This window comes from Rhodoferax sp., from assembly GCF_028689295.1.
Lineage (GTDB): Bacteria > Pseudomonadota > Gammaproteobacteria > Burkholderiales > Burkholderiaceae_C > Rhodoferax.
The window spans coordinates 1-26,022 of the sequence record NZ_JAQTWL010000007.1 but is presented as its reverse complement, the minus strand read 5'-3'; the positions used below and the strand labels follow the sequence as shown (position 1 = coordinate 26,022).

Here is a 26,022-nt window from a genome sequence, read left to right as displayed (position 1 = left end):
CTGACTAATTAATGCGTTCGCGTGATCACGTGCGCATGCTGATTGATGCCAATCAGATTGAAAAATGAGGCTACCAGAGGCGGGACATCCCTGAATTCAATCTGGCAGCCCTGCGCTTGGCCCTGGGCAACCCAATTCAGAATACTGCCGGCGGCGGAAAAATCGACCCGGATCAGCTGGCTGCAGTCAATCGTCAGTTGCTGACCCTGCTGGCTGGCCGCGTCCAAAGGGGGCAAGCCCTGGATCCCATCACCCAGCAATTCACCCGCCAACGTCAAGCGCACAGGGCCAGATGCTGGCGCATCAGCGCCTGGCATGGAGATCAAGGGTGGCGTGGCCGCTGCCCGCAGGTCTGCGTGTTGCGGCCATGAGTCTGTCAACCACTGGTCGCTGGGTTCGGCAACCGGGGGTTGCTGCAGCAGTTCACAACTTGCCGCTCGCCATGGGCTGGGGGCTGCTTCATAGGTGACGCAATAGTCGAAAGCAGCCATTTCGAAATCATCCTGGAGCTGCAGAATGCGCAGCTGATCCATGCGCGCAGTCCACCAGAACTGTGCCGTCTGCCGCACCCCTCTTGGTGTGGCGGCACGCAACAACTTATCAAGCACCTGTTGGCCTTTGAAATACAGCGCACCCTGTTGCTGGCTCCAGGCGGCCAGCAAAGTTGCCAAATCCCGGGCCGCAGGTTCGGAGATCAGCACCAGTGCCGACCAATCCAGTGACAGGCTATTGCCGGGCGGTAAATGGCTGGGCAGCTGCGCCAGCGCCAGCGGCTCAAGATGCGCAGGACAACGCCATGCAATGGTCTGCATCACAACAGCCTGCACGCTGCCCGATGCGCCCTCAGGATGCCGCCAGACGGGTGCCGAACAGCCAAATTGCTGTGCGTAATTCAGCGCCTCACGTTCAAAATTGGTTTGCTGACCCAAACTGCGGTAAAGGTCAAACAGGGCTTCGGCCCGCGCTTGGGCGACAGCGCTCAACGCAGACTGGGAGCGCAAAGCGCTCAGCAATACAGCTTCGGTGCCCGCTTCATCCCCATTGGCAAAACGCACCGCGGCATCCTCCAGGTCAGGGTCGGCCAGGTTGTCAGCCATCTCGGCGGCAAACAATTTGGACGAATCAAAGCCTTTGCTGTCGATCGGCTGGCGCTGCCAATCGGCGATGTCGCTTGACTTCCCCTCCGGCTCGCCGAACTGCGCTGAAGTCGCCGGTCCGAGCGAGGTGGGGATGTCGTCAAAGTCGATCAGACCGGTTTTGAGCTGGGTCGACGCAAAGAAGCTCTCGGCTCCCTCAGTCAGGAGCTCGACCGGCGCGTGGGCCACAGGTGGCGGTGCGGCATCCTGATGCGGCAGGCTTTGCGCCTTCCACCATTGCTTTGACATTTGGACTTCAATTTCATCGATTTTCCGAATCGTGGAGGCCCGATCATCCAGATCAGAGGGTCCGGCGGTGCTGCCAATCAGGGTGCTTTCCTCGCTGGGCTCATTCGTGGCTACCGGCGTCTCGCGGCGAAGGTGGCGCAACTGGTCAAACTCATGCTTGCGGATAGCGTCTTCATGACGCTTGCGCTCGATCATGTCCTTGAGCGTTTGCCGGTTGTGCGCCGGCATCGGTTCAGGTGCATTCGCAGGTTCGCGCTCGATCTTGTCCAGATCACGCCAATCGATATTGGGATGACGGACAAACTTGGCAATCTTGGAAAGAAGTTTTGAGCTGCTTGTTTTTGTTGCCATGCTGTTCAAACCGACGCCAGGTCGCGTCAGCTAGCCTCAGTCGCCAAACATTTTTTGCTTGAGCTCACGGCGCTGCTGCGCTTCGAGCGACAGCGTAGCGGTCGGCCGGGCCAGCAAACGGCCCACACCAATGGCTTCGCCCGTCTCGTCGCAATAGCCATAGTCGCCAGCATCGATGCGCGTAATCGACTGCTCAATTTTCTTCAGCAGTTTTCTCTCGCGGTCACGGGTGCGCAACTCGAGTGCGTGCTCTTCCTCGATGGTGGCGCGGTCGGCCGGGTCGGGCACTACCACGGTGTCTTCGCGCAAATGCTCGGTGGTTTCGCCTGCGCTGCTGAGTATGTCATTTTTCAAATGAACCAATTTCAGCCGAAAGAACGCCAGCTGCGTCTCATTCATGTAGGCATCATCGGGCATGGCCAGCACCTCGGCATCGGTCAATGCTTCAACCGGCTTGGTTTTCCAGTTGTTGACCAGCTTCTTGTCTTTTTTGACCGATGAGGCGAGTGGAGAAACAATGGGCACCACATTGGTCATTTGGGTGAAGCTGGACTTGGCGGCCGTGGAGGCCACCGACTGGGCCATGGAAGGCACAGTCAATTGGGCCAGTCGCGAGGAGGGCCGTCCGGTACGCACCGGCACACCGGAGGATGTCATCTGGGTCGCAGGCAGCGCCGCTTTGGCCACCGGCTTGGCGGCTGCGGGAGCTGCAGTCTTGGGGGATACGGGGGCTTGAATAGTCACTTCTTGAGGCTTTTTCTTGGGAGAGGATAAAACAGGCTTGCGCACAGGCGCGGGAGCAGCGTTGACTTTTTTGACCGGCGCCTGCTTCGCGGGCGCGGGTTTCACGGCTTTTGCCTTGACTGAAGGCGTCAACTTGACTTGGGAAACTGCCTTGACTACCTTGACTACCTTGACTGGCTTGACGGGCCTGACAACCTGAGCAGGCTTGGAGGCCTTGACTGGCTTGGTCACCTTAACCGTCATGGCGAGTTTCACCGCCTTGGCGGACTTGGCAGCCACAACAGGCTTGATTGCCTTGACGGACTTGGCTGCTCTGACGGGCTGGAGCGCCTTGACCGGCTTGACGGTATTGACTGCCTTGGCCGCCTTGACCGGCTTGACCGGCTTGACCGGCTTGACCGGCTTGACCGGCTTGACCGGCTTGACCGGCTTGACGGGAATGGTGGTTTTCTTGACAGTGGCTTTTGGTTTGGCAGCTTTTGCTTTCACGGAAGATCTCCTCGCGGGTTTATCCTGAACAGTTTGAGCGGTGGTCGACGTTTCCACCTTGTCAACGGAACTTGTCTGATGGGTCTTGCGGTCAGGCCCATGCAAGGGCTTTGAGTCGGCGCGCGAGTGTACAGGCTTAGCCGAGGCAAAGCCCATCAGTTGCAAAATCGAGACAAACATCAAGCCTCCGGGCTAAGGTCAACACATCGAACTCACACCAGGCTTTGCGCCATACCCTGCAAGAATATATCTTGGGGCAGGTCGATGCCGATGAAAACCATCTTGCTGCAGGGTTTTTCACCCGGCGCCCAAGCTGGCCCCAGGTCGCTGCCCATCAGCTGGTGCACGCCCTGAAAAATGACTTTGCGGTCGGTGCCCTGCATGTACAGCACACCTTTGTAGCGCAGCATGCGCGGGCCATAGATATTGACGACGGCGCCCAAAAAGTCTTCCAGCTTGGCCGGATCGAATGCCCGTTCGGAGCGGAAGACGAAACTCTTCACATCGTCATCATGGGCGTGGTGGTGACCATGCTGGTGCGAGGGGTGGTCGCAATGCTCGCCATGTTCGTGGTCGTGGTGCGCATGCTCCTCTTCCTTGAGGAAATCCGGGTCGATGTCGAGCTTGGCATTGAGGTTAAAACCGCGCAGATCGAAGACGTCGCTCAAGGCCACCTCGCCAAAATGCACCGCTTTTTGCGGCGCGCGCGGGTTCATGTGCTTGAGTCGGTGCATCAGGTCTTCGGTTTCCGCAGCCGAGACCAGATCGGTCTTGCTGATAAAAATCTGATCGGCAAAACCGACCTGGCGGCGCGCTTCCTGGCGATCGTCGAGCTGCTGGTTGGCGTGCTTGGCATCGACCAGCGTCAAAATGGAATCGAGCAGATAGCTTTCGGCAATCTCGTCGTCCATGAAAAAGGTTTGCGCCACCGGACCGGGGTCGGCCACGCCAGTGGTCTCGATCACCACGCGGTCGAAGTCGAGCAGGCCCTGGCGCTTTTTGGCGGCCAGCAATTGCAGTGCTTCGCGCAGGTCTTCGCGGATGGTGCAGCAGATGCAGCCATTGCTCATCTGGATGATCTGTTCTTTGGAATCGGTCACCAGGATGTCGTTGTCGATGTTCTCTTCGCCGAACTCGTTTTCGATGATGGCGATCTTCTGACCGTGCGCCTCCGACAGCACGCGCTTGAGCAGCGTGGTCTTGCCTGAACCGAGAAAACCGGTGAGGATGGTGGCGGGAATAAGGCTCATATCAAAGGATGTCGAAAGGGTGCGAGTGTAACGACCCCGGGCCAAGCCTCACTTACGCATCACCACCAAGCCCTTAAGGTATTCGCCTTCGGGGAAATTGACCGTCATGGGGTGGTCTGGTGCGCCGCCCATGCGCTCGTGGATATAGCCATCGACACCGGCATCGCAGCCTGCCGAAGCCACGATCTTGTGAAACAGGTCCGCGCTGATGCCGCCTGAGCAACTGTAGGTGAACAGCACGCCGCCGGGTTCCAACAGCTTGAACGCCAGCCGGTTGATATCCTTGTAAGCGCGCGCGGCGCGCTCGGCGTGCGCCACGGTGGGCGCAAATTTGGGCGGGTCGAGCACGATGGCGTCAAAGCTGCGGCCTTGGTCGATAAATTGACGCAAAGAGGCGTTGACGTCGGCATCCATGAAGCTGGCGCGACTGGCTTCAAAACCGTTGAGCGCAACATTGGCAGCGGCCTTCTCCAGCGCCGGGCCGGATGAGTCGATCGACGTCACATGGGCCGCGCCACCGGTCAGTGCCGCCACCGTGAAACCGCCGGTGTAACAGTAGCAGTTGAGTACGCGCTCAAATTTGAGGCGACGGGCGTAGTCACAAAATCGCTTGCGGCTGTCACGCTGGTCCAGGTAAAAGCCGGTTTTGTGGCCTTCAACAATGTTGACCTCCAGTTGCCAGTCGTGTTCTTGCAGGGTCAGTTCCACCTCGCCCTGGCCGCGCAGCCAGCCGGTGGCCTCGGGCAATCCTTCCAGAGCGCGGCTGCTGGCGTCACTGCGCTCGAAGAGTTTGCTCAGGCCGGTGGCGGCCAGAAGCGCATCGGCGATGACGTCTTTCCAGCGCTCCACGCCACTTGAGGTGAACTGCGCCACCAGCGTGTCGCCGTAGCGGTCCACGATCAGGCCCGGCAGGCCGTCGGATTCGCCGTGCACCAGCCGCATGGCATTGCTGTCGATGTCAAAGCGGGCTCTGGCCTTGACGGCGCTGGCGCACGCAGCGGCAAAAAACGCCGCATCGATGCGCTGCGCCTCGTCAAAACTCCAGACCCGGGCGCGGATTTTCGAGGCCGGACTGAACGCCGCCCAACCCAAAAACTGGCCCTGATCGCCCTTCACGCGCACGGTTTCGCCCGCATCGGCACTGCCTTTGGCGATGGCAGATTCAAAAATCCAGGGGTGGCGGCGCAGCAGCGAGCGCTCTTTGCCTGCGCGCAGGCGAACGTTTTTCAATAGGTGATCGCCATCGCCGGCACGTCGACGCGGATCATGGGCTTGCCCAAGGCGGCGCTAACTGCTGCCACATAGTCGGCGGCCCATTTGGAGTCGCCCAGCAGGGCGGCACCGGCGGCCTGCGTCACCACCAGAATCTTGTCGGCGGTAAGCACCTTGCCACTGGCGCGCAGGGGTTCGCAATCGAGCGAGGTGAACTGCCGGTCCAGCCAGGCGCGCGCCGCATCATGCGTCAGCGGCGCACCTTCGGGCACATGAAACGAAAATTCGACACCTTTGTCCAAAGCCACAATGATTTGCTTTTGCATAAGTCACCTATAGAAAAAAATTCTTGCCAACCGCTATTTTGAACCACTTGAACCAACCGTTTTCAGGTGCGCGCGGGGATGGGCCGCATCATAGGCTTTGGCCAGGTGCTGAAAGTCGAGTCGCGTGTAGATCTGCGTGGTGCTGATGTTGGCGTGCCCGAGCAGTTCCTGCACGCCGCGCAGGTCACTGCTGGACTGCAACACATGGCTGGCAAACGAGTGGCGCAACATGTGCGGATGCACCGGCGCGGCCAGTCCGGCTTGCAGGCTGCGCAGCCTCACGCGCTGCCAGATCGACTGCGAGGTGAGCCGCGTGCTGTTGCGTCCGATGAACAATGCCACCTGCGTTCCGCTGCCCGCATCAGCGGGTGCAGTCGATGCCGGCAGACCCTGCGCGCGCACCAGCAGCCAGGCCTGCAGCGCCTGCACCGCCCTGGCACCCACCGGCACAATGCGCCGCTTGCTGCCCTTGCCCAGCACATGCGCTTCACCCGCTGCCAAGTCGACCCAGCCGCGCGCCGCAGCACTGGCCAGAATGTCCAGCCCGGTCAGCTCGCCCACCCGCAAACCACCACCGTAGAGCAGTTCCACCATGGCAGCATCGCGCGCCTCCAGCCAGGGGTCATTGCCGGCGTTCTCGAAGCTCGCCATTTGCACCGCATCGTCCACACTCAGGGCTTTGGGCAGGGGTTTGGCGGCTTTGGGCGCGCGCACGTCCAGCACCGGGTTGCAGGCCACCAAACCTTCGCGCCCCAGCCATATGTAAAACCCGCGCCAGCCCGACAAAATCAAAGCAATGCCGCGGCCGCTACGCCCACCACTGTGCATTTGCGCCACCCAGCGCCGGATGTGGCTGGACTCAACCGCGGTCAAGCTGACGCCAGCCTGCACCGCATTGGCTTCCAGCTTTTCCAGGTCCAGGGTGTAAAGCGCCACGGTGCGCTCGGCCAGGCGTTTCTCGAAACGCACGTGGTCGAGGTAGCGCTGCACCAGCGCATCCCTGGGCGGGCTCGCCACCGGGTCATTGAGGGGTTCATGGATGGCCATGCTTCAGCCTGTCCTGAGCTTGTCGAAGGGCTCGCAATGACGATGTCGCCATTTGGTTCGGGTTAGCGCAGCGGCGACAGCGCGGCGCTGGCCAGCTCGGCAATGCGCGCCAGAAAGTCGGTGCCCATGGTGCTGTTGAAGCGCTGTGCATCGGGCGATGCCAGCACCAGCAGGCCAAAGGCCGGCGCGGTGCTGCCAACCTGGCCAGCACGCAACGGCAAAATCGCCAGCGAAGCCGCCGCCTTGGGGTCGGGCAACCAATTGATGGCTTCCAGCCCTGTGTTGACGCCGCAATAGGGCTCGGTCAATGAGCTGGCAAACAGCCTGGCATCTTCGCTGACTCCCTGTGCAAACGCCGCGCCAGCGTAGGCGGGGTCCACGCCCCAGACCTTGATGCCGACCTGCGGCACGGCAAACTGGTCGGCCAGCTCGGCGGCCATCAGGTCGGGCAAGGCAGCGGCTTCGGTGTTCAAAAACAGCGTGCGCGCCCAACGCAGCAGTTTGTCTGACAGCGCCGTGTTGTCGTTGACGTTGCGAATCATGTCCATGATACGCAGTTCCAACAGCTTGATTTTTTCACGCAACATGTTGGCCTGGCGCTCTTGCAGGCTCACCGCGCGCTGGCTGTGCGGGCTGGTCAATTGCACAGCGGCCAGCATGTCGGCATGGCGCTCAAAAAAATCTGGCGTATTGGCCAGGTAGTTGGCAATGTCGTCCTCGGTGATCGGGTTGGCGATGGCGCTGGGCAGTTTTGAATTTGGCATGGTCGTTACGCGTTGGGAAGATCGTCGGGGATTTCAATTTGACCCTGGAATACGGTGGTGGCCGGGCCAGTCATCATGACCGGCTCGCTGTCGCCGGCCCAGGCAATGGTGAGCACGCCGCCGTGGGTTTGCACATCGACCTCGGCGTCGAGCAAACCGAGCCGGATGCCCGCCACCACGGCGGCGCAGGCGCCCGAGCCGCAGGCCAGCGTCTCGCCGGCGCCGCGCTCATACACCCGCAGCCGAATCTGGCGGCGGCTTTGCACCTGCATGAAGCCGGCATTGACCCGGTTCGGAAAAAACGGGTGGTGTTCGATCAGCGGGCCCTGCAGCAAAACCGGTGCGGTAGCAACATCGTCCACCAGCTGAACCGCGTGCGGATTACCCATTGACACCACAGCCACCCGCACCAGCGTGTCTTGCCCCGGCGTGGCCAGTCGCAGCGGCCATTGCTGCCATGAACCGCTTGGCTCGGCGGGCACCTGTCCGGGCGCGAACGGAATGCGCCCTGGCTCAAAGACCGGCGCCCCCATGTTGACCGTGACGCGGCCATCGGCTTGAAGTACCGGCTCGATCACCCCGCCCCGGGTCTGCACCCGGATCGCATCCTTGCGGGTCAGCCCGGCATCACGCACAAAGCGCGCAAAACAACGCGCGCCATTGCCGCACTGCTCCACCTCGGCGCCATCGGCGTTGTGGATGAGGTATTCGAAGTCGATGCCCGGCGCGGGTGACGGGCGCACCGTCAGGATCTGGTCGGCACCGACACCAAAGTGGCGGTCGGCCAGAAACCGGTAGTGCGCGGTGTCCAAGCCAAAGCGGGCCTGGGTCTCGTCGAGCACCACAAAGTCGTTGCCTGCACCTTGCATCTTGGTAAAGGGGATTCGCATGGATCAGATTATCCACGCGACGGTGCGGCGCCGGACTCAGGATGCTTGATGGCGTTCTTGACCAGCTTGTGGGCCACCGCGCTGGGCAGGTCGATAGCGCACTGATCGGCCACCTGCAGCAGATACAGCAACACATCGGCCACCTCGTCAGCGATGTGCTCTTTCATCACGGGATCAAGTTGCGCGGCTTGTGATTCTTCTGCGGTCATCCATTGGAAAATCTCGGCCAGTTCGGCAGCCTCCACCATCAGCGCCGTGCTCAGGTTTTTGGGTGTATGAAATTGCTTCCAGTTGCGTGCGGCTGCGAAATCGCGCAAATTCTGTTGCAGTGCCTGGATGTCCATTTGGTTTTTCCCCGGAGAGTGATGAAACAAGGCTGCGACAATACCGCCCCTATGAACCCTGTTTATACCCTCACCCTGTCATGCCCCGACCGCCTCGGCCTGGTGCATGCCGTGTCCGGCTTTTTGCTGGCGCACAGCGGCAACATCGAAGAGGCCGCGCAATACAACGACACCAGCACCGGCCTGTTTTTCATGCGCGTGCAATTTGCCTGTGCCGAGCACAGCTTTGACGCGCTGAAAACCCAGCTGACCGACTTTGCCGCACCGTTCCAGATGCAATGGCAATTGCACGCCCAGGCGCAAAAAATGCGCACCGTGATCCTGGTCAGCAAGGAAGGCCATTGCCTTAATGACCTGCTGTTTCGCTGGAAAAGTGGCCTGCTGCCGCTGGACATTTGCGCCATCATCTCGAACCACCGCGAGTTTTACCAGCTGGCGGCCGGCTACAACGTGCCGTTTCACCACCTGCCGGTGACAGCCGCCAGCAAGGCCCAGGTGGAAGCCAAGCAGATCGAGATCATTGAGAGCGAAGGCGCCGAGCTGGTGGTGCTGGCGCGCTACATGCAAATTTTGTCTGACGATTTATGCCGCAAGCTCAGTGGCCGCGCCATCAACATTCACCACTCGTTTTTACCCAGCTTCAAGGGCGCCAAGCCCTACTACCAGGCACATGACCGGGGTGTGAAGCTGATTGGCGCCACCGCCCACTATGTGACCGCCGCCCTGGACGAGGGCCCGATCATCGAGCAGGACGTGGCGCGTGTGGACCACAGCAAAACGGTAGAGGACTTGACCGCCCTGGGCCGCGATACCGAAAGCCAGGTGCTGGCCCGCGCCGTCAAATGGCACAGCGAACACCGGGTGCTGATCAACGGCCACAAGACCGTGATTTTCAAGTAGCCGCCGGCTTTGTCGGCAAGGGCTGCCGCCCTATTTTTGGTCGATCTGCGCCTGTAGCGTCAGGTAGTCCGGCAGGCGCTCACCGCCCAGCGCCACCGCGCGGGCAATGGCCCGGCTGGCGTCGGCACGGTGACCCAGTTCCATCAAGACTTGTGCCAGATTGTTCCAGGCCTCGGCAAAATCGGGGTGCTTGACCACCGTCTGGCGGTAGGCTTTTGCGGCGTCCTCGCGCTGACCCAGCGCATAGGCGCTGTTGCCTGCGCCCAGCAAGGCGGCGCGGTCATCCGGCCAGCGCTGTAGCGCGGCGGCAAACGCATGCTGTGCGCCATGGGCATCGGTGCGCTCCAGCGTGGCGGCGGCGGCGGCGTAAACGCGAGGCTCGGCGGTGGCGGGAAGTTGCCCGGGTTTCAGCGCCAGCATGGCCCAATATTGCCCGCGCGCCCAAGTGCGCTCAAAGGCAACCAGCGAAATTTCCATGCGCGCGGTGCGCCCGGAATGTAGCAGCAGCACATGGCGCTCCCGGTCAAAGCCCATCACCACGGCATAGTGCCAGACCGGGTAAATTGGAAACGCCAGATTCTGAAACACCAGCACCGGGTTGCCCGCCGCCACTTCGCGCATGACAGCTTCGATGCTGGGCTTCAATGGGTAAGCCAGCAAGCCTTGCCGGCGTGTGGCAGCCATCATTTCAGGCTGCAATGAGCCTTGGCGACCTGGCAGATACACCTGGTCCACCAGGGCTTCAGGCGTGACCCTGACACCTGCTGTATTGGCCACCATGGCCAGTGCGGCCGGGCCGCATTCATAGTCTTCTTGCGGAAAAAACGGCACCTGAGACAACACGACCTGCGCCGGGAGTCCTTCTGGCCAGCGCGCATCGAGCATGGCGACCTGGGGCGTGGCGCAGCCGCCCAGCAGCAAGGCCGCACAAACAAAAACCCCCGTCAGGACGGGGGCCAGAAGACCAGAAATTCGACCGGTCATCGCACCGATCGGGTGAACGGAAACACCTTGGTCAGGCCCATGATGTCGGTGATCAACAGCACAATGAACACGGTAAACAAAATACCCAGCACATCGCCACCCGCTGGGGCCTGGTCAATGCGACCGGCCAGTTGGGCGACTTCGCTGTCAGACATGGCAGCCACACGCTCCAGCGCGGCCTGTGAGGTGACGCCCTGGCCCAGCATAGCCTGTCGAACCTCGTCACGCGCCAAAAACTGGTTCACGGTGGCACGGCTGTCGTTCAAGGTGCTGGCAGCTGCAGGCGCCGTGATTTCTTCGGTCGCCACGATACGGGCTTGCGCGCTGAACGGCAGACCGGCAGCGGTGATGCAGACGATCAGGCCGGTGGAGACGAATTTTTTGAAGCTTTTCATGGTTTCCCTTTGTTGTTAGGTCGAAAAGTTGCGATTCAATCCGCATCAGGCGACCAAGTCAAGGCAACTTACAACTTGAAACAGCAGTGCGGGCAAAGATGCTGGATCCATTACGCGTGCGATGGATCGGCATTATTTCATTGACAAAATTGGCTGCTGCACTTATGGCAAAAGACCCTTAGCCGACAGCCAAATTGACTGATTCTTTGCGTCGTCAACGTTCTTGGTCAGCCGCGCGCGGCTTCATGCGCGTCGGCTGCACCAAGCGTTTAGGCATTGAAATCACTTCTGGCTTCTCTTGTTTCGTATAGGCTCGCGTCTTAAGTCGCGGGTACTAATTTTTCTCATCGTTCGTATCGGCGAGGCTAGTGCCAAAATAAATAACTCCCATCGGGTATTCTTTGCGAATTGTGAATAGCGGAACGCCATTACTTTGGAACTTTTGCTTCTCTCCTTCGATGACGCTGAGGACATAAGCGTGATTTAGGTAGATCAATTCACTGAGAGTGGTTTGCGGAACTGCCGCAACCCATTTCTTATGTTTCTGCTTCACAGCATCAATCATCTGCAGTGTCGGCCACGCAAAAAAATCGGGTGCTCCTTTAGTTGACGCCAGCGGCACAAATGCCAAATAGCCGACATGATGATTGTGATCCCGGAATAATCGGAGCAGGTCGTGATGTACCGGGAATTCTAGACGCGGCAGGCCCATCAATTTTTGCATAGTTGAAATCTGTGAAATGCAGGAGTCGATGTATTGCAATACGTGTTTATGCAAATCAATCTCGTCGCGAATCGTAAACGGTACTGGGCCTTTGAGTTGACAAAGCTTCGCATCAATTGCCGCAAGGAGCGCACGATGTGAATCCGTAACACGCTCCTCCCCAATAGAGAAGCTCAGGAAGGCATTCGTTTTTGTTTCATCTTCGCCCATTGGAGTTGCCTCTTAAGTAACTTCAAAAATATCCATACAAATCAACGATCTAAAAAATCAAGTTTCTTCGGCACGGAGTCCGGGCGGGGCCGGCTGGATCGCTAACGAATGAAAGGGACATCCCCGTCCCAGGCGAGCCGCGACCCGTGGGGGTTGCGGTTTACGGCAACAGAGTGCCAAGATGGAGAGGCAAAACTTTTCATCAACTCACCTGAGAGGGGAAATCATGGCTATCGTAACCGTTGGAATTGACCTCGCCAAGAACGTCTTTGCAGTCCATGGCGTGGATGAAACAGGCAAGGCTGTATTGGTGCGCCCCGAGGTACCACGCGCCAAGCTGTTGGAGCTCATTGGCAATCTGCCACCCTGCCTCATCGGCATGGAAGCCTGCTCCGGCGCCCATCACTGGAACCGTGAGTTTTCCAAGTTTGGGCACACGGTGCGCATGATGGCTCCGAAGTTCGTAGTGCCCTATGCATGAGCGGCAAACGGGGCAAGAACGATGCCGCTGATGCGGCTGCGATCTGTGAAGCCGTCACCCAACCTGCCTAGGCAATTTGTATTCTTGTCTTGTGATCCGGGACCAAGCAGCACCTCCCAGCAGGGGCTAAGTGGCGGCTGATGTCTGATCTGCTTGTTAACAGCGCTGCGCCATCACCTCACCCATCCGGACAGCGCCGACCGGTTGCCAATCCGGGTTGAATTTGAGCGGCCCTTGCGGGAACAGCATCACCACGGTGGAGCCGAGCAAAAAGCGGCCCATCTCATCGCCCTGCTTGAATTCAATGGACTGATCGTCATAGGGCCATTCGCTCAAACGCCCCGGCCGCGGGGCATTGACCGCACCGTGCCAGGTGGTGGCCATGCTGCCCACAATGGTGGCGCCCACCAGCACCAGCACAAACGGGCCATGCTGGCCTTCAAAAACGCACACCACCCGCTCGTTGCGCGCAAACAGCCCCGGCACGCCACGCGCAGTGGCGGGGTTGACTGAAAACAGGTCGCCTGGCACATAGATCATGCGCGTCAGGCGCCCGGCGCAGGGCATGTGAATGCGGTGGTAGTCGCGCGGGCTCAAATACAGCGTGGCAAAGTGGCCGTTGTCAAACTGCGCGGCCAGCGTGGCGTCACCACCAAGCAGCGCGGTGCTGCTGTAGTGGTGGCCCTTGGCCTGGAATATCTGCTGGCCTTCGATGCGGCCAAACTGGCTGATGGCGCCATCGACCGGGCAAATCAGGTCCGCCTGCGCCAAAGGACGCACACCGTCTTTGAGGGCGCGGGTGAAAAAGTCGTTGAAGCTGGCGTAGCTGGCCATATCCGGGTTGGTAGCCTCTTGCATGTTCACGCGGTAGCGCTGCACAAACCAGGCGATCAAGCGTGTCGTCAGCGCGCCACCTTGGGCGCGCGCAATGCGCCCGGCCAGCAAAGTGATGGCCTGTTTGGGGATGATGTATTGGGCGAGTACGGCGGCGCGGTCAGTCATAAGGCAGGGATTCTACGCAGTGCATTCAGCTGAGCGCCTGCCACAATCAGACCATGTCCGCCGCCCGCATTCCCCCCATTCAATGCCTGCTGACTTTTGAGGCGCTGGCGCGCCTGCGCAGCGTCACGCAAACCGCCGAAGAACTCTGCGTGACGCCCAGTGCGGTGAGTCACCGGGTCAAGCAGCTTGAGCAAATCATTGGCACCAAGTTGTTTGGCAGGGCCGACTTTTCACTCACCATCGAAGGCGTGGAATACCTGGCGCATGTGCGCGACGGCCTGACCATGCTGCAAAAATTTCCCAGCTCGGCGGCGATGCCGGGCAAGCGCAAGCTGCGCCTGGCTGTCACGCCGACCTTTGCGCGCTCCATTTTGATTCCACGCCTGCGCCAGTTCACCGAAGCCTACCCCGAGATCGACCTGACCCTGCAAATCTCCATCCCGCTGCTCGACGTGGTGGCCGAAGACGCCGACCTGATGATCCGCTTTGGCACCGGGCGCTACGCCGATGTCGAGCATGTCTGCCTGCTCAAGGACGAGGTCACCCCGCTGGCCTCGCCCGCCTTTGTGCGCGAGCACGGGCCGTTTGACGTGGCGCAAGATATGGAGGGCGAAGAGCTGCTGCGCAGCCCGCTGGAGCCCTGGCGCACCTGGTTTGCCGCCCGCGGGCTGGACTGGCCCGAGCCGCTGGATGGCTCGCAGTTCAACGATGTCGGCCTGATGTGTGATGGCGCGGCGGCCGGCATGGGCATTGCCCTGATTCGCCTCAAGCTGGCCGTGCCCTGGCTGGAAAACGGCTCGCTGGTGCGACTGGGGACCAGCGATGTCTTTGGCACCAACGTGCCCAGCCCGCACGCCCACTACCTGTGCTGGCGCACCGGCATGATGGAGCGCTGGGAATGCGTGGCGTTTGCCGATTGGCTCAAGCAAAGCGTGGTTTGAGAAATTTCAAAAAAGTATATAAAAATGCTCAACAGCAATGCTTGCTGCAGGCAGTAAAGTCATGGCTCTCAAACCCGGTTCTTCCCAGCCGGAGATCACAAGGATTCAGATGAACGCCTCCGCGACCCCGCAAGAATTTTCTGCACAACAACGCGCCGAGCGCCAGGCGCAGGTGGTGCAAGGGCTGTCGGCGCATTTGCCAGCCCATGCCCTGCTGTGGAACAGCGAGGACACCACGCCCTATGAATGCGACGGCTTGACTGCTTACCGCCAGCGCCCGCTGGTGGTGGCCTTGCCGGAGAATGAAGCCCAGGTGCAGGCGGTGCTGAAGACCTGCTTTGATCTGGCGGTGCCGGTGGTGGCTCGCGGTGCCGGCACCGGTTTGTCGGGCGGCGCCATGCCTCACCTGATGGGCGTGACGCTGTCGCTGGCGCGCTTCAACCGGATCCTGAAACTCGACCCGGTGTCGCGCACGGCGCTGGTGCAATGCGGCGTGCGCAACCTCGCCATCAGCGAGGCGGCCGCACCTTTGGGGCTGTATTACGCGCCGGACCCGTCCAGCCAGATCGCCTGCACCATAGGCGGCAACGTGGCCGAAAACTCGGGCGGTGTGCACTGCCTCAAGTACGGCCTGACGCTGCACAACATCGTCAAGATCAAGGGTTTCACCATGGACGGTGAGCCTGTGGTGTTTGGCTCCGACGCGCTCGATGCGCCCGGCTACGACTTGATGAGCGTGATGATTGGCAGCGAGGGCATGCTGGCGGTGGTAACCGAGGTCACGGTCAAACTGATTCCAAAGCCGATCCTGGCGCGCTGCATCATGGCCAGCTTCGATGACATCCGCAAGGCCGGTGAGGCGGTGGCGGCCGTGATTGCCGCCGGCATCATTCCGGCGGGTCTGGAGATGATGGACAAGCCGATGACGGCGGCGGTGGAAGACTATGTGCATGCGGGCTACGACCTCAGCGCCGAGGCCATTTTGCTGTGCGAAAGCGACGGCACGCCCGAGGAAGTCGAAGAGGAAATTGGTCGCATGAGTGATGTGCTGATGGCCGCGGGCGCCACCAAGGTGGCGGTGAGCCAGAGCGAGCAGGAGCGCATGACATTCTGGAGCGGGCGCAAAAACGCGTTCCCCGCCAGCGGCCGCATCAGCCCCGACTACATGTGCATGGACAGCACCATTCCGCGCAAACGCGTGGCCGACATTTTGCTGGCGATCCAGCAGATGGAGAAGAAATACCAGTTGCGCTGCGCCAACGTGTTCCACGCCGGCGACGGCAACCTGCACCCGCTGATTTTGTTCGATGCCAACGAGGCCGACCAATTGCACCGGGCCGAGTTGTTCGGGGCCGACATTCTGGAGACCAGCGTGGCGATGGGCGGCACCGTGACCGGCGAGCACGGCGTGGGTGTGGAAAAACTCAACAGCATGTGCGTGCAGTTCAGCGCCGCCGAGAACGAGCAGATGTTCGGCGTCAAGCGCGCCTTCGACACCAAGGGACTGCTCAATCCGGGCAAGGTGATTCCGACGCTGCAGCGCTGCGCCGAGTACGGCAAGATGCTGGTGCGCGGCGGCCAGCTCAAGCACCCGGACTTGCCCCGGTTCTAAAGTGGACGCCGCATGAACGGCCTGCGCGGACTGGCCTGGCTGCTGGCCATGCAGTCATTGGGCGAGCTGCTGTCTCGCGGCCTGAAGTTGCCGTTTCCTGGGCCGGTGATCGGCATGCTGCTGCTGCTGTTGGCGCTACGACTGCCGCTGGTGCGCGAACCGGTGGCGGCGTGCGCCAATTTTCTGCTCTCGCATTTGTCGCTGCTGTTTGTACCGGTGGGCGTCGGAGTGATGACGCACCTGGGGCTGCTGGGCCAGTACGGCGTGCGCATGCTGGTCGTTATCGTGCTGTCCACCTGGACCGGGCTTGCCGTGACGGTGCTGGTTCTGCGGACCTTCAAGGAGCCCGGCGATGCCTAAATTTGTCGAGTTGTGGGTTTACCTGTCCGCCACGCCGCTGTTCGGCCTGACCGCCACGCTGGTGGTCTATGTGCTGGCGCAGGCGCTGTATGCCCGGCTGGATCAGCCGGCCTGGGCCAATCCGGTGCTGTGGTCGGTCATCACGCTGGCCAGCCTGCTCACGCTCACGGGGGTGGACTACCCCACCTATTTTTCGGGTGCGCAATTCATCCACTTTTTACTCGGCCCGGCCGTAGTGGCGCTGGCCTGGCCGTTGTGGGAGCGGCGCACCGCCTTGCGCCAGCACTGGCGTGCGTTGCTGGCTGCGGCCGTGGTGGGCGGCGTGGCGGCCAGCGGCTCTGCCTTGCTGCTGGGCTGGCTGGCAGGTTTGCCCAATGACGTGGTGCTGTCGCTGGCGCCCAAATCGGTCACCGCGCCAGTCGCCATGGGCATTGCCGACAAAATTGGCGGCATCCCGGCGCTGGCTGCGGTGTTTGCCGTGGTGACGGGCATGGTCGGAGCGCTCAGCGGCAAAGCCTTGTTTGGGTTCCTGAAGATTCCAACGGACGGCAATGGTTGGATGGCGCGTGGTTTTTCCTTGGGGACGGCGGCGCACGGCATCGGCGCGGCACGGGCGCTGCAGGTCAACGCCGACGCCGGCGCATTTGCCGGGCTGGCCCTGGGCCTGCAGGTGGTGCTGGCGTCCCTGCTGATTCCGCTGCTGTTCCGGCTGTTTTGATTTGCAAAGCGGCTTGATCAAGCCGCTTTTTGCGGCTGCACAAAGGGTTCATCGTCCTCGATCACTTGCGCGGCCCAGGGCGCCAGCTTGCTGGTATCGGAGCGCAACACCTCTTGTTTGACCACCAGGATTTGTGCCGGATGCATGGAGAAGCTGCGCAAGCCCATGCCCAACAGCAATTTGGTCATGCTCACATCGCCCGCCATTTCGCCACACAGGCTGACCGGCTTGCCCTGCGCCCGACCCTCGGCAATGGTGTTGGCCACCAAGCGCAAAACAGCCGGATGCATCGGATCGTAAAGGTGCGCCACCGACTCGTCGGCGCGGTCGATGGCCAGCGTGTACTGGATCAAATCGTTGGTGCCTATCGACAGAAAGTCGAAGTACTTGAGAAACACCTTGAGCGTCAGCGCGGCGGCAGGGATTTCGATCATGGCGCCAATCCTGACCGGGCCATAGGCCACGCCACGGTTGTCCAACTGCACACGGGCGTGGTCGATCAGCGCCATGGTCTGGCGGATCTCCCGTGCGTGCGCCAGCATCGGAATCATCACGTTCACCTGGCCGTGGGCGGCGGCACGCAACATCGCGCGTAACTGGGTCAGGAACATGGCCGGGTCGGCCAGACTCCAGCGAATGGCACGCAGTCCCAGCGCCGGGTTCAGATGGGCGTCGTCGCGCAGCGTGTCATCGAGGGGTTTGTCGGCGCCCACATCGACGGTACGGATCGTGACCGGCAGGCCCTTCATGCCCTCCACCGCGCGCCGATACGCCAGATACTGTTCCTCTTCGTTGGGCAGTTTGCCATGGCGCCCCATGAACAAGAACTCGCTGCGGAACAGGCCGACACCGACGGCACCCGCTTTGAGCGCGGCGGTGGCATCGTCGGGCATCTCGATATTGGCCAGCAGCTCGATTTTTTGTCCGTCCATCGTCACCGCCGGCGTGTGCAGCAGCCGCCCCAGGCGGCCCCGCTGGAGTTCGCCCTGGCGTTGCTTGAAGCCGTATTCCGCGAGAATGATCGGCGATGGGTCAACCACCACGACACCGGCATCGCCATCGATCACCACCCAGTCATCCTGATGGATCAGGTGACTGCTCAAGCGCGCACCCACCACCGCCGGAATGTCCAGACTGCGCGCCACAATGGCTGTGTGTGAGGTTTTGCCACCGACATCGGTGATGAAACCGGCAAAAACACTTTGCTTGAATTGCAGCATGTCCGCCGGGGATAGATCATGCGCCACCAGGATCAGGGGCACATCCACGGTATCGTCGAGCAACAAATCCTGTTGCGACGTCTTGCGCTCCTGGCGCCCCAGCGGCTGGATCAACGGCGATGAGACGCCGCGCATGGCGCGCAGGATTTTTTCGGTGATCTGCTCCAGGTCGGCCTTGCGCTCGCGCAAATAGTCGTCTTCCATCTCGTCGAACTGGCGCGCCACAATTTCGAGCTGGGTGGTCAACGCCCACTCCGCGTTGTAAAGCCGGTCCTTGATCCAGTGGCGAACGCCGGACGACAACTCTTCGTCCTGCAGCAGCATCAGGTGTACATCAAGCAACGCCGACAACTCGTGGGGCGTGTCTTTGGGCCCCATGTGGGCGATGCTGGTCTGCAGTCGGTGGATTTCCTCCACGACCGCATCGCGGCCATCACGCACCCGGTTGATCTCGGCGGCAACCTGCGCGGGTTCGATGAAGTAATGCGCCACGTCCAGCCGGCTGGAGGCCACCAGTACCGCCCGCCCGATGGCGATGCCCCGGGCCACTGCCAGACCATGGATGGCAAAAGTCACTCACCTTCCCCAAATTTGTCTGCCACCAAATTCAACAACGCCTCCATCGCCTGCTGCTCCTGCTCACCACTGGTTTCAATTTCGATCTGCGAGCCCATCCCGGCGGCCAGCATCATTACGCCCATGATGCTTTTGGCATTAACGCGACGCTCGCCGCGCGACATCCAGACTTCGCATGGGAAACTGCCTGCCAGTTTGGTCAACTTGGCGGAAGCGCGGGCATGAAGTCCCAATTTATTGCTGATGGTCGTCGTGGTTTTGATCATTTGGTTTTCGTTGCTGATTTTGCGGGGCCGTGACGGCCACTTGCATCACCCCCTGGGTACCCCCGGCGAGCACGCGCGCCACCAGGGCATCCATGGACTCGTTGCGGTACGTGATGGCGCGCAGCAGCATGGGCAGGTTCACACCGGCGACCAGTCTGGAATTAACGCCATCCACCAGTTTTTGTGCCACATTGCAGGGCGTGGCGCCGAACATGTCGGTCAGGATCAGCGTGCGCCCGGTATTGAGCAGCGCCATGGTCAATCGGGCGCTGTCCAGGGATTCATCGACCGGGGTATTGGGCTGAACATCGAGCACCGCCAGCGAGGATGCCGCATCCGGAAAAACGTGCAACACGCACTGGCGCAAGGCTGTGGCCAAGGGTGCATGCGCAATGATGAAAATGCCGTTATTCATGTCTTTCACGGGTGCTGCAATTTTGAAGGGGCATGGTGCTGGCTCTGGTGATTCAACACGGATGCTGATTATGACTTTTTGTAGTCAGAAAGTACGCGTAGGACGCCATGGTGCAAAGCAAATATATCGCCATCGCCATCTGAAAAGCCGGCACCTCGGTCGATCCCAGCGCCCGAAAACCATCAATGGCCAGGCCGATGCCCCACTGCACGGCAAAAACGCCGGCAAACAACACCAGGTTGTAGGACGACAGGGCGCGCCCGGCCAGGTCGGGGGGAAAAGCCATGGCCACCGCCGGCTGCGCCAGAGAAATGAAGGTGCAGCTCATGCAATACAAGGCCCAGGCCACGCCGGCCCAAACGCCAATGCCCGAGCCCGCCGCAATGATCAACGCCAGCAGGATAAAGCTCAGCGGCATGCCATAGCTGATCAGGCGATCAGCGCTGTAGCCGCGGCGGGCCAGCCAAGGATAAACCATGCCCCAAGACCAGAAGGTGCCCAGCATGGCCATGTTGAGCCAAAAGAGTCCCATAGCCGCTTGCATCGGGGTAAAGCCAGCCACGCGAATCATCCAGGGCGTCACCCAAAGGGTCTGTATGGCGATCAGGCCGCCGTAAATGAAAAACGCCATGGGCGCCATTTTTTTGAAGTACGGGTGACGCCAGACCTCGGCATAGCTGGTCCCAGCCACAGGATGAATCATATCGGGGGGGGCGGCGGCAACCTCCTGCCAACGGGGCGCCTGCCAGGCGATCAGCAACATGGCCAACGCGACCAAAGCCGCCAGCGCCCAAAACAGGGGGCGCCAACCCACCAGCGGCATCAGCCACTGCACGGGCAGGGTGGATGCCACCATGCCGAAGGCGCCGGTCATCAGCATCCAGGAATTGGCGCGCATTTGCGAACTGACCGCAAACCAGCGCCGGTAACCGGTCAGCGGCGCCATCATGCAGGCGCTGACCCCGACACCGCTGAGCACGCGCGCCAGCAGCAAACCGCGAAAACTGTCGGCCATGGCAAAGGCCATGCAGCCCAACACCGCCACCAGCAGGAAATAAAGAATCACTTTTTTGGGCCCATGCCGATCCAGCCAGGCACCCAGCGGGAGTTGCGTTGCGGCAAATCCCAAAAAATAACCACCCGCAAGCAGCCCAAGATCTTGCGCATTGAGCGCGAATTCCTGCGTCAGCGTGGGCGAAAGGGTGGCCGTGATGGCACGAATCAGGGATGAGAGGAAGTAGGCAAAGGCGAACGCAACAAACACCAATATCGCGTTGCGCCGTGGTAACAGGGTCAGCACAGCGGGAGTCGTCGCATCAAGGCCGCAGGGCACCAAATACTTTTTGCAGCAAGGCGCTGCCGGTGCCCACCGGATCTTGCCTGATCTTTTTCTCTTCTTCACCAATCATGAAGTAGATGCCGTCGAGCGTTTTGGCGGTGACGTATTGCTCGATCGAGGTCTGGTCTCCTTTGAGCAAACCCATGCCAGCGGCTTTGCCGGCGACTTGGTTGTACTTATCAGCCAGATTGACCCGCGAGGTGACCCGGGCGACCACGGGCAAGAACTTTCGACCCAGAGGTTGCCGCGTTCTTTCCGCAAAAAACTGCGTCACCGAGGTGTCGCCACCAGTCAATATTTTCTTGGCATCCTTCACGTTCATGGTTTTGACTGCGCCCACCAGCATGTCACGCGCCAACGGCACTGCGGTCTCCGCCGCACGGTTCATGGCCACAATCAGCTCATCCAGGCGGGCGCCCTGACCAAAGCTGCGCAACAACCTGGCAGTGTCTTGCAGAAAGCCCGGCAATGGAATCCGGACCTTGTCATTGCCCAAAAACCCGTCGGGCCGACCCAGCAACTGGACGGCCGCAATGGCGCCCTTTTCCAATGCCAGCTTGAGCCCCTGCGAGGCCTGGGCATTGGTCAGGTCATTGACCGACAGTGCGTTTGCGCTTGCACTGAGCCCCAGGCATGAAGACGCCAGTAGCGAAGCTGAAAAGGATCCAAACCGGCGTCGATTCATAAGCATGTCCTGGGCAGTTCATGGGGTAGCGACATCTTAACGCCGGTCATACCGGGGGCATGCAGCTGACTTAGAAGCTTGCCCCTGGCTTGAAGCGCAGATTATTTGGCGCGAAAGTCGTCATGGCACGCTTTGCACGCGCCGCCAGTGGCATTCACCGCCACCTTGATGTTGTCAAGATTACCGGATTTGGCAGCAGTTGCCAGTTTGCTCATTTCGCCCTGCAATTTTTTGGCGTGGTCGTCGAACTTGGCTTTGTCAGTCCATATCTCAGGTTTTGCCTTGGTCTCGCCTTTGTCGGTTCCCGGACCGAAACCAGCCCAGGGCAGCTTGGCCATGAATTCCGCAACGGCGGCGCTCTCTGCGGCGACTTTGGCATCAAACGGAATTTTTCCACCAGCCATGCCAGCAACACGGCCAAAATTCTGCTGCATCACAAACAGGGCACTTTTGCGGTATTTAATGGCATCTTCAGCTTTGGCGAATTGTGCCGAGGCAGGCACGGCCATGACCAATGCTGCGCCCGCCAGAAGACAAGCAGTGAGTTTTTTCATGGAAGTCCTTTCGTCGTTAAACTAAAACAGATGGGAGGCGAAGTGTATGAGAAATCATTTAACCTTTCTCCCGCGTCTTTCAAGGAGGTAATTGCTTTGCTTGTTCGTGTTTGGGATGCCCCGACGCGCCTGTTTCACTGGGCGCTGGCGGCGTGTTTTGTCGGCCTGATCGTCACCAGCCAAATGGGTGGTGGCGCCATGGTCTGGCATTTCCAGTTTGGTTACGGTGTGTTGACCTTGCTGCTGTTTCGCATGGTGTGGGGTTTGCTGGGCGGCCACTGGTCGCGCTTTTCCACATTCCTGGTCGGCCCCAGGGAGGTATGGCGTTACCTGCGTGGAAAGGGCCTGCAACATCACGATGTCGGTCACAACCCGTTGGGCGCCCTGTCGGTTGTCGCTATGCTGGTGTTCCTAGCCCTGCAAGTCACCACCGGCCTGATGAGTGATGATGAAATCGCCAATGCAGGTCCTTTGACACGCTTTGTGTCCTCGGCCTGGGTCAGCAATGCGACTTACTACCACAAGGCGATTGGCAAATTGGTCTTGCTGGGCTTGGTGACTTTGCATGTGTCGGCCATCGTCTATTATTTTTTTGGCAAGCAGGAAAACCTGATTCAACCCATGATCACGGGCGACAAGACGCTAGACTTTGCCGCACCCAGCGCGCGCGACAGTGGGTCTGAGCGCAAGCTTGCCGCCGTGATTTTTCTGGTCTGCATGGGCCTGGTGAGTGGCACGGTCATCGGACTGGTTGGCTGAATGAACGACTCAAGTTCTAGCCCACCATGACTTCAGAACCTATTCAAATTCAAGCGTTTGAAGGCACGGATGATGTTGAGCAGGTGCGCGCGCTCTTTAAAGAGTATGCAAACAGTCTGGACATCGACCTGTGTTTCCAGAACTTTGAGGCAGAACTGGCGGGCCTGCCAGGTGACTACGCGCCGCCGCGCGGCGCCTTGTTCATAGCCCACTCAGCCAATGACATGGTCGGCTGCTGCGCGCTGCGCCCTTTGGACACGGCCGATTACCCCAACGCCTGTGAAATGAAACGTTTGTATGTGCGCCCGGCCTTGCGTAGCAATGGTTTGGGTCGGCGTCTGGCCGAAGCGGTGATACAGGCCGCCAGTCAAGCCGGTTACGCCTATGTGCTGCTGGACACCCTGAGCGAAATGGAAACGGCACGCGCCATGTACCAGGAGTTGGGGTTCGTGGAAGTCGCGCCCTATTACTTCAACCCCATTGAAGGCGCGCACTATTTGATGGCGCGACTTTGATCAGGGGAGTCTCTGCACAGATGTCCCCTGATGAGTTGAAAAGGATCAGGCCTTGACTTGTGCCAGCAGCGTAGCCGCGTCGCTGACTTCGAATTTGCCAGGGCCCTCGATGTTGAGCGTGACCACTTTGCCATTCTTGACCAGCATCGAATAGCGATTGCTGCGCAGCCCCAAACCTTTGCCGGTCAGGTCGAGCGTTAAACCGGTGGCCTTGGCAAATGCCGCATCACCATCGGCCAGCATGCGCACCTTGTCACCGGTCTTTTGGTCACGCGCCCAGGCGCCCATGACGAAAGCGTCGTTGACGCTGACGCACCAGATTTCATCAACGCCAGCGGCCTTGAGCGCATCATGGTTGGCGATATAACCCGGCACATGCTTGGCAGAGCAGGTGGGGGTGAAGGCGCCAGGCAAGGCGAACAACGCAATGGTCTTGCCCGCACTGGCGGCCACAACATCGACCGGATTGGGGCCCAGACTGCAGCCGCCACCTTCGGTTTCATGGAATTCCATCAGCGTTGCGGCTGGTAACTGGTCACCGACTTGAATCATATTTAACTCCTGATTTAAAAAACAATTGAATAAATAAAAACGGCCCACAATTGTGAGCCGTTTTGTAAAGTGCTGACACGCAGCCCAAGCAAAGACTTAGACCAGCAAGGCCTTTTGCACCAGGCGCGTTGCGACCCAGTTCTTGGTTTTTGAGATAGGACGGCTTTCCGTAATTTCGATCATGTCGCCCATTTTGTACTCACCCTTTTCGTCATGGGCGTGGTACTTGCTGGACTTGCCGACGATCTTGCCGTAGAGCTCGTGCTTGACACGACGCTCGATCAGCACGGTGACCGTTTTCGCACGCTTGTCGCTGACCACCTTGCCAATCAAAGTGCGCTTGAGGGATGTTTTAGCTTCCGTCATGTTTCGCTCCTTATTTGGCGGATGGAACAGCGGCTTGCTTTTCGACCAGAATGGTCTTGGCGCGAGCGATATCACGGCGCGCGAGGCGCAGTGTGGCTGTATTGTTGAGTTGTTGGGTTGCCTTTTGCATGCGCAAACCAAAGTGTGCCTTTTGCAGCGCTTTGACTTCTGCCTGCAAACCTGCAACGTCTTTTTGGCGTAATTCAGTCGTTTTCATATCAATTTCTCCTGATTACTGACCGATCATGCGCGACACGAAGGTGGTGCGCAGCGGCAGTTTGGCGGCTGCCAGACGGAACGCTTCACGAGCCAATTCTTCGGTGACACCGACGATCTCAAACACGATCTTGCCGGGCTGGATTTCAGCCACGTAGTACTCGGGGTTACCTTTACCATTGCCCATCCGCACTTCTGCGGGTTTTTGGGAAATGGGTTTGTCGGGAAACACGCGAATCCAGATACGACCGCCACGCTTGACGTGACGGGAGACAGCACGACGTGCGGCCTCGATTTGGCGCGCTGTCAAACGGCCGCGGTCAATACACTTCAGACCGAAATCACCAAATGCAACCGAGCTACCCCGGGTTGCGATACCGGTGTTACGGCCCTTTTGCTCTTTGCGGTACTTGCGACGAGCGGGTTGCAACATAATTATTCTCCTTTACCGTCAGCTGCTGCAGCGGCTGGCGCGGCTACCTTGCGGACGCGCTGAACGGTGGGTTTAGGTGCGTCGGCTCCAAGAGCCACTGCGGGTTTGTCACTGCCATCAGCAGGGGCTGCGTTGCTGCCCATCGGGCGGCGCGCGGCGCGCGGCGCAGGACGATCGGCGCCTGGACGGCCACCACGGTCATCACGACGCGGGCCACGTGGGCGACGCTCATCGTCCGGACGCGGTGTTTCCACAGCCGGCAGATCGTTGCGACCCAAGGTATCGCCCTTGTAAACCCAGACCTTGACACCGATGGTGCCGTAGGTGGTATGGGCTTCAGAGGTTCCGTAGTCGATGTCGGCGCGCAGGGTGTGAAGCGGCACGCGACCTTCGCGGTACCACTCGCAACGCGCGATTTCAATGCCGTTCAGACGACCTGACGACATGATCTTGATGCCCAGGGCACCGAGACGCATGGCATTTTGCATGGCACGCTTCATGGCCCGTCGGAACATGATGCGTTTTTCAAGCTGCTGCGTGATCGAGTCAGCAATCAGCTTGGCATCAATTTCTGGCTTGCGCACTTCTTCGATGTTGACCGCCACTGGCACGCCGAGCTGGCGGCCCAATTCGCGCTTGAGGTTCTCGATGTCTTCACCTTTCTTGCCGATCACCACACCCGGACGAGACGAGTAAATGGTAATGCGGGCGTTCTTGGCAGGACGCTCGATCAAGACGCGCGAAACCGACGCATTCTTGAGCTTGGCTTTAAGGTACTCGCGCACCTTGATGTCTTCCGCCAGCATGCCAGCGAAATCACGGTCATTGGCATACCAACGAGATGCCCAGTTGCGACTGACCGACAAGCGGAAGCCGGTTGGATGGATTTTTTGTCCCATATCTTGCTGGCCTCTTTCAGTTACCAACCGTCACGTACACATGGCACGTGGGTTTTCTGATCTGGTTGCCACGACCTTTTGCGCGGGCCGTGAAGCGC

Annotated in this window: 31 protein-coding genes and 2 pseudogenes; 8 read left to right on the top strand and 25 right to left on the bottom strand. The window is 60.0% G+C overall.

The genetic code is table 11. From position 1 onward, the window contains the following. Positions 1–8 precede the first annotated feature (8 nt). From PHF15_RS07930 to PHF15_RS07890, 9 genes are all read right to left on the bottom strand, one after another. On the bottom strand, positions 9–1,736 hold the full coding sequence (locus PHF15_RS07930) for an STAS domain-containing protein (protein WP_300120189.1): 1,728 nt from the start codon (positions 1,734–1,736) through the stop codon (positions 9–11). A gap of 36 nt (positions 1,737–1,772) precedes the next feature. Continuing rightward, positions 1,773–2,969 carry an RNA polymerase-binding protein DksA gene (gene dksA, locus PHF15_RS16970; protein ID WP_366520592.1) on the bottom strand — a complete coding sequence of 399 codons (1,197 nt, stop codon included), beginning with the start codon at positions 2,967–2,969 and terminating at the stop codon, positions 1,773–1,775. Between the two features lie 212 nt (positions 2,970–3,181). Continuing rightward, entirely contained in the window at positions 3,182–4,219 is a 1,038-nt protein-coding gene (locus PHF15_RS07920; protein WP_300120188.1) for a GTP-binding protein, read from the bottom strand. 48 nt (positions 4,220–4,267) lie between these two features. Beyond that, positions 4,268–5,449: a class I SAM-dependent rRNA methyltransferase gene (locus PHF15_RS07915; RefSeq protein ID WP_300120187.1), complete on the bottom strand. Its 1,182-nt coding sequence runs from the start codon at positions 5,447–5,449 to the stop codon at positions 4,268–4,270. Beyond that, positions 5,446–5,757, bottom strand: a complete 312-nt coding sequence (locus PHF15_RS07910; protein ID WP_300120185.1) for a hypothetical protein — start codon at positions 5,755–5,757, stop codon at positions 5,446–5,448. Before PHF15_RS07910 ends, PHF15_RS07915 begins: the two co-directional genes overlap by 4 nt. 33 nt (positions 5,758–5,790) lie before the next feature. After that, a complete protein-coding gene (locus tag PHF15_RS07905; protein WP_300120183.1) occupies positions 5,791–6,804 on the bottom strand; it encodes a tyrosine recombinase XerC in 1,014 nt (337 codons plus the stop codon). Positions 6,805–6,866: 62 nt separating this feature from the next. Next, positions 6,867–7,568: a DUF484 family protein gene (locus PHF15_RS07900; RefSeq protein ID WP_300120182.1), complete on the bottom strand. Its 702-nt coding sequence runs from the start codon at positions 7,566–7,568 to the stop codon at positions 6,867–6,869. 5 nt (positions 7,569–7,573) lie between these two features. Beyond that, positions 7,574–8,458 carry a diaminopimelate epimerase gene (dapF, locus tag PHF15_RS07895; protein WP_300120181.1) on the bottom strand — a complete coding sequence of 295 codons (885 nt, stop codon included), beginning with the start codon at positions 8,456–8,458 and terminating at the stop codon, positions 7,574–7,576. A gap of 8 nt (positions 8,459–8,466) precedes the next feature. After that, positions 8,467–8,802, bottom strand: coding sequence for a nucleotide pyrophosphohydrolase (locus tag PHF15_RS07890; protein WP_300120180.1), 336 nt, complete (start codon positions 8,800–8,802; stop codon positions 8,467–8,469). 51 nt (positions 8,803–8,853) lie between these two features. On the opposite strand from PHF15_RS07890, the gene purU reads away from it, so the two are divergent. After that, positions 8,854–9,702: a formyltetrahydrofolate deformylase gene (gene purU / locus PHF15_RS07885; protein WP_300120179.1), complete on the top strand. Its 849-nt coding sequence runs from the start codon at positions 8,854–8,856 to the stop codon at positions 9,700–9,702. A gap of 30 nt (positions 9,703–9,732) precedes the next feature. On the opposite strand, the gene PHF15_RS07880 is transcribed toward purU, so the two are convergent. The 3 genes from PHF15_RS07880 to PHF15_RS07870 all read right to left on the bottom strand — a co-directional run bounded on the left by PHF15_RS07880 (position 9,733) and on the right by PHF15_RS07870 (position 12,015). Then, positions 9,733–10,686 carry a PA2778 family cysteine peptidase gene (locus PHF15_RS07880; protein WP_300120178.1) on the bottom strand — a complete coding sequence of 318 codons (954 nt, stop codon included), beginning with the start codon at positions 10,684–10,686 and terminating at the stop codon, positions 9,733–9,735. After that, the gene (locus PHF15_RS07875) at positions 10,683–11,081 is read right to left on the bottom strand and encodes a PA2779 family protein (RefSeq protein WP_300120177.1); all 399 of its coding nucleotides are present in this window, start codon (positions 11,079–11,081) and stop codon (positions 10,683–10,685) included. The genes PHF15_RS07880 and PHF15_RS07875 overlap by 4 nt, the downstream gene beginning before the upstream one ends. Positions 11,082–11,415: 334 nt before the next feature. After that, positions 11,416–12,015: a hypothetical protein gene (locus PHF15_RS07870; RefSeq protein ID WP_300120175.1), complete on the bottom strand. Its 600-nt coding sequence runs from the start codon at positions 12,013–12,015 to the stop codon at positions 11,416–11,418. Between the two features lie 226 nt (positions 12,016–12,241). Here PHF15_RS07870 and PHF15_RS07865 point away from each other — a divergent pair. After that, positions 12,242–12,561, top strand: a pseudogene (locus tag PHF15_RS07865) (transposase); the annotation flags it as partial. A gap of 91 nt (positions 12,562–12,652) precedes the next feature. Here the strand turns inward: PHF15_RS07865 and asd are convergent. Then, positions 12,653–13,498 (bottom strand): archaetidylserine decarboxylase, encoded by an 846-nt coding sequence (asd, locus tag PHF15_RS07860; protein WP_300120174.1) that lies wholly within the window; start codon positions 13,496–13,498, stop codon positions 12,653–12,655. Positions 13,499–13,551: 53 nt separating this feature from the next. On the opposite strand from asd, the gene PHF15_RS07855 reads away from it, so the two are divergent. The 4 genes from PHF15_RS07855 to PHF15_RS07840 all read left to right on the top strand — a co-directional run bounded on the left by PHF15_RS07855 (position 13,552) and on the right by PHF15_RS07840 (position 17,129). Next, entirely contained in the window at positions 13,552–14,439 is an 888-nt protein-coding gene (locus PHF15_RS07855; protein WP_300120173.1) for a LysR substrate-binding domain-containing protein, read from the top strand. A 109-nt stretch (positions 14,440–14,548) separates the two neighbouring features. Then, positions 14,549–16,051 (top strand): FAD-linked oxidase C-terminal domain-containing protein, encoded by a 1,503-nt coding sequence (locus PHF15_RS07850; RefSeq protein ID WP_300120172.1) that lies wholly within the window; start codon positions 14,549–14,551, stop codon positions 16,049–16,051. Between the two features lie 12 nt (positions 16,052–16,063). Next, complete coding sequence (locus tag PHF15_RS07845; protein ID WP_300120171.1) at positions 16,064–16,411, top strand: CidA/LrgA family protein; 348 nt, start codon at positions 16,064–16,066, stop codon at positions 16,409–16,411. Further along, positions 16,404–17,129 (top strand): LrgB family protein, encoded by a 726-nt coding sequence (locus tag PHF15_RS07840; RefSeq protein ID WP_300120170.1) that lies wholly within the window; start codon positions 16,404–16,406, stop codon positions 17,127–17,129. The genes PHF15_RS07845 and PHF15_RS07840 overlap by 8 nt, the downstream gene beginning before the upstream one ends. Positions 17,130–17,146: 17 nt before the next feature. Here PHF15_RS07840 and ptsP read toward each other — a convergent pair whose 3' ends face one another. The 6 genes from ptsP to PHF15_RS07810 form a co-directional block, all read right to left on the bottom strand. Continuing rightward, the gene (gene ptsP, locus PHF15_RS07835) at positions 17,147–18,925 is read right to left on the bottom strand and encodes a phosphoenolpyruvate--protein phosphotransferase (RefSeq protein ID WP_300120169.1); all 1,779 of its coding nucleotides are present in this window, start codon (positions 18,923–18,925) and stop codon (positions 17,147–17,149) included. Further along, on the bottom strand, positions 18,922–19,191 hold the full coding sequence (locus tag PHF15_RS07830; protein ID WP_300120168.1) for an HPr family phosphocarrier protein: 270 nt from the start codon (positions 19,189–19,191) through the stop codon (positions 18,922–18,924). Before PHF15_RS07830 ends, ptsP begins: the two co-directional genes overlap by 4 nt. Then, the gene (locus tag PHF15_RS07825; protein WP_300120167.1) at positions 19,160–19,606 is read right to left on the bottom strand and encodes a PTS fructose transporter subunit IIA; all 447 of its coding nucleotides are present in this window, start codon (positions 19,604–19,606) and stop codon (positions 19,160–19,162) included. The genes PHF15_RS07830 and PHF15_RS07825 overlap by 32 nt, the downstream gene beginning before the upstream one ends. Positions 19,607–19,658: 52 nt before the next feature. Then, positions 19,659–20,903 (bottom strand): MFS transporter, encoded by a 1,245-nt coding sequence (locus tag PHF15_RS07820; RefSeq protein ID WP_300120328.1) that lies wholly within the window; start codon positions 20,901–20,903, stop codon positions 19,659–19,661. Between the two features lie 19 nt (positions 20,904–20,922). Further along, positions 20,923–21,630, bottom strand: a complete 708-nt coding sequence (locus PHF15_RS07815; protein WP_300120165.1) for a DUF4197 domain-containing protein — start codon at positions 21,628–21,630, stop codon at positions 20,923–20,925. Positions 21,631–21,731: 101 nt separating this feature from the next. Next, a complete protein-coding gene (locus tag PHF15_RS07810) occupies positions 21,732–22,184 on the bottom strand; it encodes a cytochrome c (RefSeq protein ID WP_300120164.1) in 453 nt (150 codons plus the stop codon). Between the two features lie 96 nt (positions 22,185–22,280). Here PHF15_RS07810 and PHF15_RS07805 point away from each other — a divergent pair, with 96 nt between their 5' ends. Both PHF15_RS07805 and PHF15_RS07800 read left to right on the top strand, forming a co-directional pair. Next, complete coding sequence (locus PHF15_RS07805) at positions 22,281–22,943, top strand: cytochrome b/b6 domain-containing protein (protein ID WP_366520591.1); 663 nt, start codon at positions 22,281–22,283, stop codon at positions 22,941–22,943. Positions 22,944–22,969: 26 nt separating this feature from the next. Continuing rightward, on the top strand, positions 22,970–23,458 hold the full coding sequence (locus tag PHF15_RS07800; protein WP_300120163.1) for a GNAT family N-acetyltransferase: 489 nt from the start codon (positions 22,970–22,972) through the stop codon (positions 23,456–23,458). 45 nt (positions 23,459–23,503) lie between these two features. Here the strand turns inward: PHF15_RS07800 and PHF15_RS07795 are convergent, their stop codons facing one another. The 6 genes and pseudogenes from PHF15_RS07795 to rplV form a co-directional block, all read right to left on the bottom strand. Next, positions 23,504–24,010, bottom strand: a complete 507-nt coding sequence (locus tag PHF15_RS07795) for a peroxiredoxin (protein ID WP_300120162.1) — start codon at positions 24,008–24,010, stop codon at positions 23,504–23,506. A 96-nt stretch (positions 24,011–24,106) separates the two neighbouring features. Next, positions 24,107–24,376 (bottom strand): 30S ribosomal protein S17, encoded by a 270-nt coding sequence (gene rpsQ / locus PHF15_RS07790; protein WP_300120161.1) that lies wholly within the window; start codon positions 24,374–24,376, stop codon positions 24,107–24,109. 10 nt (positions 24,377–24,386) lie between these two features. Beyond that, positions 24,387–24,593 carry a 50S ribosomal protein L29 gene (gene rpmC, locus PHF15_RS07785; RefSeq protein ID WP_300120160.1) on the bottom strand — a complete coding sequence of 69 codons (207 nt, stop codon included), beginning with the start codon at positions 24,591–24,593 and terminating at the stop codon, positions 24,387–24,389. A 15-nt stretch (positions 24,594–24,608) separates the two neighbouring features. Then, entirely contained in the window at positions 24,609–25,025 is a 417-nt protein-coding gene (gene rplP, locus PHF15_RS07780; RefSeq protein WP_296493788.1) for a 50S ribosomal protein L16, read from the bottom strand. 2 nt (positions 25,026–25,027) lie between these two features. Next, positions 25,028–25,924 carry a 30S ribosomal protein S3 gene (rpsC, locus tag PHF15_RS07775; RefSeq protein WP_300120152.1) on the bottom strand — a complete coding sequence of 299 codons (897 nt, stop codon included), beginning with the start codon at positions 25,922–25,924 and terminating at the stop codon, positions 25,028–25,030. Positions 25,925–25,940: 16 nt separating this feature from the next. Further along, positions 25,941–26,022, bottom strand: a pseudogene (gene rplV, locus PHF15_RS07770) (50S ribosomal protein L22); the annotation flags it as partial.